The organism is Natronohydrobacter thiooxidans (genome assembly GCF_001884735.1).
Taxonomy (GTDB): domain Bacteria; phylum Pseudomonadota; class Alphaproteobacteria; order Rhodobacterales; family Rhodobacteraceae; genus Roseinatronobacter; species Roseinatronobacter thiooxidans_A.
On the sequence record NZ_MJAP01000034.1, the window covers coordinates 334,614 to 346,458 of the forward strand.

General features: G+C 64.7%; 14 protein-coding genes. 10 read left to right on the forward strand and 4 right to left on the reverse strand.

Annotation, left to right across the window (positions count from 1 at the left end; all coding sequences use genetic code 11):
• Positions 1-12: 12 nt before the first annotated feature.
• From BG457_RS16250 to BG457_RS16265, 4 genes are all read left to right on the forward strand, one after another.
• Complete coding sequence (locus BG457_RS16250) at positions 13-645, forward strand: MT-A70 family methyltransferase (protein WP_071798539.1); 633 nt, start codon at positions 13-15, stop codon at positions 643-645.
• Positions 646-647: 2 nt separating this feature from the next.
• Positions 648-1,361 carry a BglII/BstYI family type II restriction endonuclease gene (locus tag BG457_RS16255; RefSeq protein ID WP_217649535.1) on the forward strand — a complete coding sequence of 238 codons (714 nt, stop codon included), beginning with the start codon at positions 648-650 and terminating at the stop codon, positions 1,359-1,361.
• A 226-nt stretch (positions 1,362-1,587) separates the two neighbouring features.
• Positions 1,588-1,899, forward strand: coding sequence for an ETC complex I subunit (locus BG457_RS16260; RefSeq protein ID WP_071798540.1), 312 nt, complete (start codon positions 1,588-1,590; stop codon positions 1,897-1,899).
• 46 nt (positions 1,900-1,945) lie between these two features.
• Positions 1,946-3,121: a glycosyltransferase gene (locus BG457_RS16265; RefSeq protein WP_245771021.1), complete on the forward strand. Its 1,176-nt coding sequence runs from the start codon at positions 1,946-1,948 to the stop codon at positions 3,119-3,121.
• A gap of 6 nt (positions 3,122-3,127) precedes the next feature.
• On the opposite strand, the gene BG457_RS16270 is transcribed toward BG457_RS16265, so the two are convergent.
• Both BG457_RS16270 and BG457_RS16275 read right to left on the reverse strand, forming a co-directional pair.
• On the reverse strand, positions 3,128-3,403 hold the full coding sequence (locus tag BG457_RS16270; protein ID WP_071798545.1) for a hypothetical protein: 276 nt from the start codon (positions 3,401-3,403) through the stop codon (positions 3,128-3,130).
• Positions 3,404-3,811: 408 nt separating this feature from the next.
• Positions 3,812-4,633, reverse strand: a complete 822-nt coding sequence (locus BG457_RS16275) for an LOG family protein (RefSeq protein ID WP_245771022.1) — start codon at positions 4,631-4,633, stop codon at positions 3,812-3,814.
• A 92-nt stretch (positions 4,634-4,725) separates the two neighbouring features.
• On the opposite strand from BG457_RS16275, the gene dapD reads away from it, so the two are divergent.
• Positions 4,726-5,556 (forward strand): 2,3,4,5-tetrahydropyridine-2,6-dicarboxylate N-succinyltransferase, encoded by an 831-nt coding sequence (dapD, locus tag BG457_RS16280; RefSeq protein ID WP_071799250.1) that lies wholly within the window; start codon positions 4,726-4,728, stop codon positions 5,554-5,556.
• 98 nt (positions 5,557-5,654) lie between these two features.
• Here dapD and BG457_RS16285 read toward each other — a convergent pair whose 3' ends face one another.
• The gene (locus BG457_RS16285) at positions 5,655-6,605 is read right to left on the reverse strand and encodes an L-threonylcarbamoyladenylate synthase (protein WP_071798546.1); all 951 of its coding nucleotides are present in this window, start codon (positions 6,603-6,605) and stop codon (positions 5,655-5,657) included.
• A 129-nt stretch (positions 6,606-6,734) separates the two neighbouring features.
• Between BG457_RS16285 and BG457_RS16290 the strand changes: the two genes are divergently transcribed.
• From BG457_RS16290 to BG457_RS16305, 4 genes are all read left to right on the forward strand, one after another.
• Positions 6,735-8,441: an acyl-CoA dehydrogenase gene (locus BG457_RS16290; RefSeq protein WP_071798548.1), complete on the forward strand. Its 1,707-nt coding sequence runs from the start codon at positions 6,735-6,737 to the stop codon at positions 8,439-8,441.
• Positions 8,438-9,475, forward strand: coding sequence for an MBL fold metallo-hydrolase (locus tag BG457_RS16295; protein WP_245771023.1), 1,038 nt, complete (start codon positions 8,438-8,440; stop codon positions 9,473-9,475). The genes BG457_RS16290 and BG457_RS16295 overlap by 4 nt, the downstream gene beginning before the upstream one ends.
• An 87-nt stretch (positions 9,476-9,562) precedes the next feature.
• Positions 9,563-9,697, forward strand: a complete 135-nt coding sequence (locus BG457_RS16300) for an aa3-type cytochrome c oxidase subunit IV (protein WP_071798550.1) — start codon at positions 9,563-9,565, stop codon at positions 9,695-9,697.
• 34 nt (positions 9,698-9,731) lie between these two features.
• A complete protein-coding gene (locus BG457_RS16305; RefSeq protein WP_071798552.1) occupies positions 9,732-10,364 on the forward strand; it encodes a hypothetical protein in 633 nt (210 codons plus the stop codon).
• 6 nt (positions 10,365-10,370) lie between these two features.
• Here BG457_RS16305 and BG457_RS16310 read toward each other — a convergent pair whose 3' ends face one another.
• Complete coding sequence (locus BG457_RS16310; protein ID WP_071798555.1) at positions 10,371-10,889, reverse strand: YbjN domain-containing protein; 519 nt, start codon at positions 10,887-10,889, stop codon at positions 10,371-10,373.
• Between the two features lie 153 nt (positions 10,890-11,042).
• Between BG457_RS16310 and BG457_RS16315 the strand changes: the two genes are divergently transcribed.
• Positions 11,043-11,693: a pseudouridine synthase gene (locus tag BG457_RS16315; RefSeq protein WP_071798557.1), complete on the forward strand. Its 651-nt coding sequence runs from the start codon at positions 11,043-11,045 to the stop codon at positions 11,691-11,693.
• The last annotated feature ends 152 nt before the right edge of the window (positions 11,694-11,845 follow it).

Genomic DNA, 11,845 nt, shown 5'->3' on the forward strand with positions numbered 1-11,845 from the left:
CGAGGATAATCGATGACACAAAACCCTTCGGACGATCTGCGAAATTTCCTGCAAGGGGACAGGTTTGGAACAGTCATGGCCGATCCGCCATGGCGCTTTACCAACCGGACGGGCAAGGTTGCGCCCGAACACAAGCGGCTGTCGCGCTATCCGACGATGGATCTGGACGACATTTGCGCGTTGCCTGTCGCCGAGCATATGGCAGAGACGGCACATTGTTATCTCTGGGTGCCCAATGCCCTTCTACCGGATGGGTTGAAAGTGCTTGAAGCGTGGGGCTTCAGCTATAAGAGCAACATCATCTGGCATAAGGTCCGCAAGGATGGGGGGTCCGACGGGCGCGGCGTGGGCTTCTATTTCCGCAATGTGACCGAGATCATCCTCTTTGGGGTCAAGGGCAAGAATGCCCGAACGCTGCCGCCGGGCCGCACGCAAGTCAATCTGTTCGCGACCCGAAAGCGTGAACATTCCCGCAAGCCGGATGAGCAGTACGGAATCATCGAAGCCTGTTCAGCAGGGCCCTATCTGGAGTTGTTTGGCCGGGGCAGGCGCGAGGGCTGGACGGTCTGGGGCAATCAGGCAGAGGATGATTACAAGCCCACTTGGCAGACCTACAAGTATAATTCCAGCTTGGCGGCAGAATAGGCTTGGAACAGATCGATACTGATATTTCAGACGGAAAAATCGCGGATCCTGATGCGGCGTTCCGTCACTATTTTCCAGATGATATACTACAGAAATTCGAGATTTTTTCCTATCGCAATGCCGCGGGCGTGCTTGCCAGCAGCTTTCCCGACCAGTTCCAGACTGTGCTGAACGTGTTGTCCGAGTTCCGGATCACACGCGAACAAATCCGAACGCCAGGGGGAAGCAAAGGCCCGATTGCGCAATATGTTGACGCGCTCTTTCCGGAAGATTGGGTCGAGGCGCGGATTTCGGCAGATCTGCATGTGAAGCTGCTGCACGCGAAAGGCTCTGGCGTCTTTCGGCAATATGTTCGCGAAGGGTTTCTGGATGGCCACAGGATCGACTTCGTGAATGGAAAGGTTGCGCTGGATCTGGAGTGGAACAGCAAGGACCAGACCTATGACCGTGACCTCTATGCGTTTTCTGCATTTTACGAGGCGGGTGCGATCGATGTGGGCATCATCCTGACCCGTGGTTCATCGCTGGACAACGCGTTTTTCCGCTCGCTCGGGAAAGTCCTGAACAAGGATGGCAGCGAAGGTCGCGAGGATGTTTACAAGAAGTTCGGTGCCTCGACAACATGGATGGGCAAGCTGCTTTACCGGCTGGATGCGGGCCGCAACGGCGGCTGCCCGATCCTCGCCATCGGCATCACCCCGCATTGCGTCGCCTGACCCCGCCCGCGCGATCAAAAATATACATAGCAGATACAAAATATTCTTGCCGCACCCCCCCGGCAGGTCTAGCTTTTTAGTTGCAGACAGGGCGCGTCACCATCCGGAAGACATACTCCTCGTTCCCTCCTTTCGGGCCCGCGCCCTGTCTGCACCCATCCCCCCGCGACCCCTTGCCATTGCAGGCATTTTTCCCGATAAGAGGGCGTCATTTCAGGAGGTGCCCATGCGCGCTCGCATCTATCGTCCCGCCCGCAACGCCATGCAATCGGGCACGGCCAAGACGAAACTCTGGGTGCTGGAATTCTCGCCCGCCGAAGCGCGGCGCATCGACCCGCTCATGGGCTGGACCAGTTCGGCGGATATGAATTCGCAGGTCCGGCTGCGGTTTGACACACAAGAGGCCGCAGAAGCCTATGCCAAGGCCCATGGCATCGACTATAACGTGATCCAGCCCAAAGCCCGCCGCGTCAATCTGCGCCCCGGCGGCTATGGCGACAATTTCGCGACCAACCGCCGTCAGGTCTGGACCCACTGAGACCCGCGCGCGCGAGAGGGACGGCCCGATGCGGATAGGGTATCTGATGAACACCTATCCGGTGACCTCCGCGACCTTCATCCGGCGCGAGATCGCCGCGCTCGAAGGGCAGGGGGTCGGGATCACCCGTTTCGCCGTGCGCAAATGGGATCAGGCGCTGGTCGATCCGCTGGACCAGCGCGAAGCTGCGCTTTGCACCTATCTGCTTGCCCCCGGCGGGTTGCGCCTTGGCCTGCAAGCGCTGCGCGAGGCGGCTGCCAACCCCCGCGGCATGGCCCGCGCCATCGCAGGCACTTGGGCCTTGTGGCGCAAGGCCGGGCAGGGCGCGTTGCTGCGCCACATCGCCTATCTGCTCGAAGCGGTGGAGTTGAAACGCCGCAGCGCGGGCCTCACCCATCTCCACGCGCATTTCTCGACCAATACCGCCGCAGTGGCGCTTCTCTGCGCGCGGCTGGGCGGGCCGGGCTACAGTTTCACCGCGCATGGGCCGGATGAATTCACCGATCCCGGCCCCTCATCGCTGGCGCAGAAAATCCGCGAGGCGCGTTTTGTGGTCGCCATCACCCATTACGCCCGCAGCCGTCTTGCGCTCTCGGGCGGCATGGCCAACTGGGACAAGCTGCATGTCATCCGCTGCGGCGTCGATCTGGCCGATCTCGCCCCCGCGCCCGCACCCGACCCCGATGCGCCCCTGCTCTGCATCGGCAGGTTATGCCCGCAGAAGGCGCAAACCCTGCTGGTCGCGGCCATGGCCCGGCTGCGCGACACCCATCCCAAGGCCCGCCTGATCCTGATCGGCGATGGCGAGACCCGGCCCGGGATCGAGGCCGCGATCCGCAACCACGGGCTGGAGGCGCAGATCGAAACGCGCGGCTGGGCCGATAATGCGGCGGTCAGCGCCGCATTGGCGCAATCGCGCGCCCTCGTCCTGCCCAGCTTCGCCGAAGGTCTGCCTATCGTCATCATGGAAGCCTTCGCCCGCGCCCGCCCGGTGATCTCGACCTATATCGCGGGCATCCCGGAACTGGTGGACGAAAATTGCGGCTGGCTCGTGCCCGCAGGCGATGTGGACGCACTGGCGCAGGCGCTGAGCGCCTGTCTGGACGCCAGCCCCGACAGGCTCGCCGCAATGGGGGCGGAGGGGCGCGCAAGGGTCACAGCCGCCCATGACCTGCACAAAAGCGCCGCCCAACTGCGCGCGCTTTTTGCCGCCGCGCCTTAGCCCGCCTCAGCCATTCCCGCGCAGCGCCTCCGGGTGCTCGGCCAGAAACCCTTTCAGCGCCAGATAAAGCCCCCGCGCGCGGTCCAGATCATCGGCATGCAGCGCCTCTGCGATATCCTCGCAGATCATCGCCTGCACCTTCTGCGGCCCATGATGCAGATGCATCAGATACTCGCCCAGTTCCGCCGCCGCCACCGCGCCCAGATGCTCATGCGCGGCAATCGCCTCGATCTGCGCGCGGGTCAGACAGGTCATGTCCAGAATGTCATTCTCATTGATCATCGTGCCACCTCCTCCATGACACGAGCTTAGCATGTCCGGGCGGCAGGGGCCTTGTTCTGTGTCAAGCTTCGGACAGGGGGCGGGGTGTTCGCCACCTGACGACAGGTTTGCGCGCCTTGGGCGATATGGTGCCGACAGGCGGCTAAGCGGGACTATGCAGACAGGTGACGGAAAGCGAAAGCCGCGCAGCGCCCGACCGCGGGGGGGCGCTCCCACAGTGAAGGCGGGCAGTTTATGCTGCGGCATACTCCGACGGTTTTCGAGTGCGCGACAGCGAGAAGCGCCCGCCCGGGGGGCGGTCGGGCGCTGCGCGGCGGCCTGCGGCCTTGATTCCGCGCTTGGGCTGCTAAGGGACCGTCCGCAATGCGCTCAACCCGCCCGCAGATACCCTCCCTCTCACACCGAACCCTAACACCCCGCCTTGAACCCGTCGATGATCGCAATCGCCTCATCCGCCGTTTCGGCAAAATGAAACAGATCCAGATCCTCCGGGCTGATCGTGCCCGCATCCGCCAGCGCCTCCCAGTTGATGATCTTCTCCCAGAACTCCCGTCCGAACAGGATGAAGGGCATGGGCCGCATGCGCCGGGTCTGAATCAGCGTCAGCGCCTCGAACAACTCATCCAGCGTGCCGAAACCCCCCGGAAACACCGTGATCGCCTTGGCGCGCATCAGAAAATGCATCTTGCGGATCGCGAAATAATGGAAGTTGAAGCACAGATCCGGCGTGACATAGCCATTCGGCGCCTGCTCATGCGGCAGTACGATATTGAGCCCGATCGAGGCCCCGCCCGCCTCCTGCGCACCGCGATTTCCGGCCTCCATCACACCGGGGCCGCCGCCGGTGACGATCACATCCTCGCGCCCATAGCTCTGCACCGAGCGCAGCGTCATCTTATGCGCGAAGTCATGCGCGACCTCATAGAAGCGCGACAGATCGGCCAGTGTCTGGGTGCGCGCGCTGGCCGCATCCTCGGGGCGCGGGATGCGCGCGCCGCCAAACAGCACGATGGTGGACTGAATGCCGCGCTCGCTCATCAGCAATTCGGGTTTCAACAGTTCCAGTTGCAACCGCACCGGGCGCAGCTCATCGCGCAGCAGGAAATCCTGATCGGTATAGGCCAGCTTATAGGCCGGGTGCCGGGTCTGGGGCGTGTCGGGGCCCTCATCCCAATGGCGCAGATCTTCCCCGGCATCGGGAAAAGGATGGGCTTTCGTCTGATCTTTCACGCAAGAACTCCTGCACGCGCTGCCTGATTGCGGTTTGCTCGGGCCAAGGCTATAGCGGGGACCAACAGATGACCAGCCCCACGGAGCCTGACATGACTGATATCGCCACACTGGAGACCGCAATCGAGACCGCATGGGAGGTCCGCGACACGCTGTCCCCCGCAAGCCGCGGCGAAGCGCGCGACGCCATCGAGGCCACGCTTGACGCGCTCGACAGCGGTGCGCTGCGGGTGGCCGAAAAGCGCGACAGCGGCGAGTGGCATGTCAACCAATGGGCGAAAAAGGCCGTGCTGCTGGGCTTTCGTATCAAGGATATGGAACCGCAGTCCGGCGGCGCCCAAGGCGGCGGCTGGTGGGACAAGGTGGACAGCAAGTTCAAGGGCTGGGGCGAGAACCGCTGGAAAGAAGCAGGCTTCCGCGCCGTGCCCAACTGCATCGTGCGCAAATCGGCCTATATCGCGCCCGGCGTGGTGCTGATGCCCAGCTTCGTCAATCTCGGCGCCTATGTCGACAGCGGCACGATGGTCGATACCTGGGCCACGGTCGGCTCCTGCGCGCAGATCGGCAAGAATGTGCATCTCTCGGGCGGGGTGGGCATCGGCGGCGTGCTGGAACCGATGCAGGCCGGCCCCACCATCATCGAGGATAATTGCTTCATCGGCGCGCGCTCCGAAGTGGTCGAAGGCTGCATCGTGCGCGAAGGTTCGGTGCTGGGCATGGGCGTCTTCATCGGCAAATCCACCAAGATCGTGGATCGCGAAACCGGCAGCGTCACTTACGGCGAAGTCCCGCCCTATTCGGTCGTGGTCGCAGGCTCCATGCCCTCGAAGCATGGCATCAACCTCTATTGCGCGGTGATCGTGAAACGCGTCGATGCCCAGACCCGCTCCAAGACCGGCATCAACGAGCTTCTGCGCGACTGATTTTCTTGCTGAAAATACTCACGGGGGTTCTCAGGGGGCGCGTGCGCCCCTTGAGGCAGGGGGGTTGGGGGGCGGCAGCCCTCCAAGCCTTCCCTTGATCACCCACGCGGCGCCGCCGCCCGGCGCAGCCGGTCATTGATCGCCGCCCCAAGCCCCGCCACAGGCACCGGCGCCACCGCAATCGGGCGGCCCAGATGATCGGCCTCATGCAGCACCGCAAAAAGCCGCGCCGCCGCCTCATTCAGATCGCCCGTCGCCGAAAGCGTCAGTTCCGCGCCTTCGCATTCCGGCCCGAAGCCGATCCAGACCTCGCCGGGGGCAGGGGCCAAGACCCCCAGCCGCAATGCCGCGCGCGGCGCGTAATGCGACGCGAGCTGCCCCGGCGCCGTCACTTTCCCGCTCGCATCCTGCGAAAGCGCCCCGCCCATCACCGCCTCCAGCGCCTCGCGGCTGACCCCGCCTTCGCGCAGCAGCACCGCGCGGCCCGCGTCAAATCCCACAATGCTCGATTCCAGCCCCACCGCGCAGGCGCCGCCATCCAGCACCGCCGCAACCCGGTCGCCCAGCCCCGCCAGTACATGCGCAGGCGTGGTCGGGCTGATCCGGCCCGAGGGATTGGCCGAGGGCGCCGCCACCGGCCCGCCGAATGCCGTCAGCAGCGCGCGCGCCACCGGATGCGCGGGCAGGCGCAGCGCCACTGTCGGCAGCCCGGCTGTCACCGCAGGCGCAACCCCGTGGCCCGCGCGCAAGGGGGCCACCAGCGTCAGCGGCCCCGGCCAGAAAGCACCCGCCAGCGCCTCTGCCGGTTCGGGCAGATCCGCGAGCGCCCGCGCGCCCTCAATCGCGGCCAGATGCACGATCAGCGGGTTATGCGCGGGCCGCCCCTTGGCCGCGAAAATCCGCGCCACGGCTTCCCCGCTCCGCGCATCCCCCGCCAGCCCATAGACGGTTTCCGTGGGCATCGCCACCAGCTCGCCCGCCGCCAGGAGCCGCGCCGCTTGCGCGATCCCCGCATCCGAGGGCCGCAGGATTTCAGGCTTTTCGCTCATGTCGTGACGCCGCGTTTTTGTTCAGGACTGCGCCCAAAACCGTTATGGCTGGGGCAACGCGCTGTCTTTAGGCCCTCACGCCGGACTTGCCAAGCCAGCGCATGCCCTGACCCTGACGGAGCCTGCCCAATGCCCTACCGCGCCCCCCTTCGTGATTTCGCCTTCCTGCTCGATCAGATCGTGGGTTTCGATCAGGTCCGCGCGACCGAGCGTTTCACCGAGGCGACGCCAGAGACCACACAGGCCATCCTGACCGAGGCCGCGCGCCTCGCAGAAGAGATCATGGCACCGCTGCAGCGCGTGGGCGATCTGCACCCGGCGCGGCTGGAAAACGGCGTGGTGCGCACACCGCCGGGTTTCGCCGAGGCGTTCGGCGCCATTGCCGAAGGCGGCTGGCTCGGGCTCGCGGCCAGCCCCGATCATGGCGGCATGGGCCTGCCGCAGACGCTGGCCACCGCCGTCAATGACATGATGGCTTCGGCCTGCCTCGCGCTGCAACTCGCCCCCCTGATGGCACAGGGCCAGATCGAGGCGCTGGAACATCATGCCAGCGCCGAGATCAAGGCGCTTTATCTGCCGAAACTGGTCTCGGGCGAATGGCTGGGCACGATGAACCTGACCGAACCGCACGCGGGCAGCGATGTGGGCGCGCTGCGCACGAAGGCCGAACCGAATGAGGATGGCAGCTATGCGATTACCGGCCAGAAGATCTTCATCTCCTGGGCCGACAATGATTTCACCGAAAATGTCTGCCATCTGGTGCTGGCCCGGCTGCCCGACGGGGGCGAGGGGACGCGCGGCATCTCGCTTTTCATGGTGCCGAAATTCATCCCCGATGCGACCGGCAATCCCGGCACCCGCAACAGCCTGCGCGTGATCTCTCTCGAACACAAGCTGGGCCTGCATGGCTCGCCCACAGCCGTCATGGAATATGACCGCGCGACCGGCTGGCTGGTGGGGGCCCCGCACAAGGGCATGGCCGCAATGTTCACCATGATGAACAATGCCCGCGTCGGCGTCGGCGTGCAGGGGATCGGCGTCGCCGAAGGCGCCTATCAGCAGGCGCTGGCCTATGCGCTGGACCGCCGTCAGGGCAAGACCCCGCAGGGCGGCAGCGGCGCGATCATCGCGCATGCCGATGTGCGCCGCATGCTCGCCCAGATCAAGGCCGAGATCTTCGCCATCCGCGCGATCGCGCTCGCCAATTCCACCGCCATCGACATGGCCAGCGCCACCGGATTCGAGGAATGGGCCGCGCGCGCCGCCCTCCTGACCCCGATCACCAAGGCCCATGGCACCGATATTGGCGTCGAGACCGCAGGCATGGGCATTCAGATCCATGGCGGCATGGGGTTCATAGAGGAAACCGGCGCCGCGCAATATCTGCGCGATGTGCGCGTGACCACGATCTATGAGGGCACGAATGGCATTCAGGCCATGGATCTGGTGGGCCGCAAGATGATGGACGGGGGCGAGGCGGCGTTCCGTCTGCTGCAGGAAATCGAGGATGGGGCCGAAGCCGCCCGCGCCCAACTGCCCGATCTGGCCGAACCGGTCTGGCAAGCCGCCGAATCGCTGCGCGAGGCGACCGAATGGCTGGTCGCGCAGGAGATGCCCGACCGTTTCGCAGGCGCGACCTGCTATCTGCGTGCCTTCGCCCGCGTTCTGGGCGCGCATTACCACCTGAAAGCCGCGCAGACCGGGGAGGACGCGCGGCGCGCATTGGCGCAGGTCTTCATCACCCGCATCCTGCCCGATCATGCCGCCTGCCTTGCCGCCTTGCGCGCAGGCGCCGAAGGGCTCTATGCGCTGTCGGACGAGGATCTGGCCGCGTGAAGGATACGCCCTTGACCCTGCGCTACCCCATCGAGACCCCGCCCGACGAAGGCTGCGTCACCGAGATTGCCGAGGGCGTGCTCTGGGCGCGACTGCCGCTGCCGATGGCGCTCGATCACGTCAATATCTATGCGCTGGACGAGGGCGATCACTGGACCATCTTCGACACCGGCCTCAACACGACCCGCACGCGCGATATCTGGGCGAAACTTCTGGCCGGTCCTTTGCAGGGCAAGCCCGTGGGCCGGGTCATAGCCAGCCATCACCATCCCGATCATATCGGCCTTGCGGGCTGGTTTCAGGCGCAGGGTGCCAGCCTCTGGACCAGCCGCACGGCCTGGCTCTTCGCGCGGATGTTGGTGCTCGATGCGCAGGACAGGCCCTTGCCCGAAACCCTCGATTTCTGGCGCCGCGCCGGGATGGATGCCGCGATGCTCGCAAGCCGCGCGGCGAGCCGCCCGTTCAATTTCTGCGATGTGGTGGCCCCCCTGCCACTGGGCTTTCACCGGATGGAAGAGGGCCAGACCATCCGCGCTGCAGGGCGCGACTGGGAAGTACGGCTGGGGCAGGGGCATGCGCCCGATCAGATCACGCTCTGGAGCCGTGACTGCCCGCTGGTGCTGGGTGCCGATCAGCTTCTGCCCGGCATCTCGCCCAATCTCGGCGTCTATGCGACCGAACCTCAGGCCGATCCGGTGGCCGAATGGCTGGCAAGCTGCACCCGGTTCCAGCAGATCGCGCGCGAGGATCATCTGGTCCTGCCCGGCCACAAGCTGCCCTTCACCGGCCTGCCGCTGCGGCTGCATCAGAAGATCGAGAATCACCACGGCGCGTTGCGGCGGCTGCTGGATCATCTGCAGGAACCTCGTCGCGCATCCGACTGTTTTGCCTCGCTTTTCAAGCGCACGATCACCGAAGACACCTATGGTCTGGCGCTGGTCGAAGCGCTCGCCCATCTCAATCACCTTGTCGCACAGGGGCAGGCCAGCCGCCACGCGGGCCCGGACGGGGTCTGGCTCTGGCAGGCGATCTGAGACGCTCTGACCCGTCAAAGCAGGGGTGACAGGCGCGGAAAGATCGGCTATCGGAAGGCCAGACAACGCGATTGCAGGAGGCCGGTCATGGCAGAGCACAAGCACGGTTCGATGGATACCCGCGAACAGGAAAAAACCTTCAACGGCTTCATCCGTCTGGTCGTCTGGGGGGCAGGTATCAGCATCGGTATCCTGATCTTCCTCGCGCTCGTCAACGCCTGATCCGGGCAGAATTCTCAAGTACAAGGGTGTCGCGATGACACGGCTTTCCCGTGACCCGGCCTTGCTCCGGGCCTTCCTGCCTGTCCTTGCGCTGGCAGCGCTGCTGATCCTCTCTGCCTGCGGTCAGCGTATCTGGGCCAGTGACGAAGCCGTGCAGGCCGCGCGCTACCAGCATGGCGGGCAGGCGAAACTGACCCTTGTCACCATCATGAACTACAACACCAAGCGCGGCGATCACACGGCGCTCTTCATCAACGGCTCCGAGCGGGTGCTCTTCGATCCGGCGGGAAGCTGGAAACTCGACACCATCCCCGAACGCAATGACGTGCATTTCGGCATGACCCCCTCCGCAGGGGCGTCCTTCTATATCAGCCATGTGCGCCCCTCGCATTACGCCGTGGTGCAGCGCCTGATCGTCACGCCGGATGTGGCGGAGCAGGCCAAGGCGCTGGCGCTGCAGGCCGGTCCCGTGCCGCCCGCGCGCTGCGCCTCGGCCACCTCGGGCTTGCTGCGGCAATTGCCGGGCTTCGGCAATATCAGAAGCACATTCCACCCCCATTCCCTGATGCGCAGCTTCGGGCAGATCCCCGGCGTGCAGAGCTATGAGCTGCACCACGACGACCCCGAGATTCAGACGCGGATGCTGCATGTGCAGCGCCCGCTCTGACGCGGATCACAGGTCCGTTTCGGCAGCGCGCGCGGGGGCAGGCGGGATATCGCGGGTTTTCACATGGAAATCCCACAGCGTATCCGCCCACCAGGCGAATGTATCGTCCAGATTGTAGAGGCTCACACCCCGCGCAAGATTGATGATCAGATCCAGTGAGATTTTCGTGTCATCATGGTCGATATAGGCGCGTCCAAGCAGCCGGTGCCGGTTCCAGGCATTGACGAAAGCAAGCGTGTCGATCCCGTCATTATCCCATTCCGCCTTCAGCAGCAGATGCCTGCAATCCGCCCCCTCGATGCAGCCATAGAAATAGATCCGGTAGACCACGCCATGAATGCGGCCCTCGATCATCGGATCGCCCGCGTCATCGCGCTGGATCAGGGCCGAACCGAAACCCCGCGCGACCTCGGCAATCGCGGCAACATCGCGGCCATCGACCAGCGCGGCCTCAAATCCGGGCGCGGCGGCCTGCCGCTCAAACCTGTCCTGCCCGATCCATGCCGCCAGCACCGCGGCAGTCATCACCGCTCCGGCCGCTGCAAATCCGATCTCTCGCTTCACGTCCTGCACTCATAGGCTACCTGCTGCGCGACTATCGGCCATTTCCAAAGGCTTGGCCAGCCGCTAAAGGAGGGGGCGTGGTAAAGCCAGCCTGTTTCAGGCAAGAAAGCATCTATGTCCGGTTTCATCTATACCCCGCCCGCCGGTGATCCGGTGATCCTGCATGAAGATCATGAACTGGTCTTTGTCGACAAACCCTCGGGGCTTCTGTCGGTGCCGGGCAAGGGCGAGCACATGGCCGATTGCATGATCGCGCGGCTGCGCGCGGTCTTTCCCGAAATCCTGCTGGTGCACCGGCTGGATCTGGACACTTCGGGCGTGATGGTTTTCGCCCGCACCCCCCATGCGCAGCGCCATCTGGGCCTGCAATTCGAAAAACGCCAGACCCGCAAGATCTATGTCGCGCGCGTGGCGGGCCAGGTCGCGGGGCGCGAGGGCAGGGTGGATCTGCCGCTGATCGTCGATTGGCCCAACCGCCCGCGCCAGATGGTCTGCCACGAGACCGGGCGGCCTGCGCAGACCGACTGGGCGCTGATCCGGCAGGACGCAGACGAGTCGCGCCTGCGGCTGATGCCCGTCACGGGGCGATCGCACCAGTTGCGCGTGCATATGCTGGCCATCGGGCATCCGATCCTCGGCGATCCGCTCTATGCAACCGGAGCGGCATTGGCGCATCCGCGCCTGATGCTGCACGCCCAAAGCCTGCGCCTGCGCCATCCCGATGGCGGGAAGGGGCTGACAATCTCGGCGCCAGTTCCTTTCTGAGAGGGGGCAGGGGGCTGCCGCCCCCTCACCAGCCCCGCAAGGGGGCTGGTTTCACCCCTGCGAGTATTTTCCGGCAAGAAAATGATAGGCTATGTCTATCGAATAACGGATATTCAATATTGATTGCACGCCTGCACTTTGGCAGGGCTAGG

What these genes read in the sequence shown, in the direction of transcription:
- BG457_RS16250 (WP_071798539.1), top strand. Translation starts at nt 13, where the DNA reads ATGACACAAAACCCTTCGGACGATCTGCGAAATTTCCTGCAAGGGGAC.
- BG457_RS16260 (WP_071798540.1), top strand. Translation starts at nt 1,588, where the DNA reads ATGCGCGCTCGCATCTATCGTCCCGCCCGCAACGCCATGCAATCGGGC.
- BG457_RS16265 (WP_245771021.1), top strand. Translation starts at nt 1,946, where the DNA reads ATGAACACCTATCCGGTGACCTCCGCGACCTTCATCCGGCGCGAGATC.
- BG457_RS16270 (WP_071798545.1), bottom strand. Translation starts at nt 3,403, where the DNA reads ATGATCAATGAGAATGACATTCTGGACATGACCTGTCTGACCCGCGCG.
- dapD (WP_071799250.1), top strand. Translation starts at nt 4,726, where the DNA reads ATGACTGATATCGCCACACTGGAGACCGCAATCGAGACCGCATGGGAG.
- BG457_RS16285 (WP_071798546.1), bottom strand. Translation starts at nt 6,605, where the DNA reads ATGAGCGAAAAGCCTGAAATCCTGCGGCCCTCGGATGCGGGGATCGCG.
- BG457_RS16290 (WP_071798548.1), top strand. Translation starts at nt 6,735, where the DNA reads ATGCCCTACCGCGCCCCCCTTCGTGATTTCGCCTTCCTGCTCGATCAG.
- BG457_RS16300 (WP_071798550.1), top strand. Translation starts at nt 9,563, where the DNA reads ATGGCAGAGCACAAGCACGGTTCGATGGATACCCGCGAACAGGAAAAA.
- BG457_RS16305 (WP_071798552.1), top strand. Translation starts at nt 9,732, where the DNA reads ATGACACGGCTTTCCCGTGACCCGGCCTTGCTCCGGGCCTTCCTGCCT.
- BG457_RS16310 (WP_071798555.1), bottom strand. Translation starts at nt 10,889, where the DNA reads ATGACTGCCGCGGTGCTGGCGGCATGGATCGGGCAGGACAGGTTTGAG.
- BG457_RS16315 (WP_071798557.1), top strand. Translation starts at nt 11,043, where the DNA reads ATGTCCGGTTTCATCTATACCCCGCCCGCCGGTGATCCGGTGATCCTG.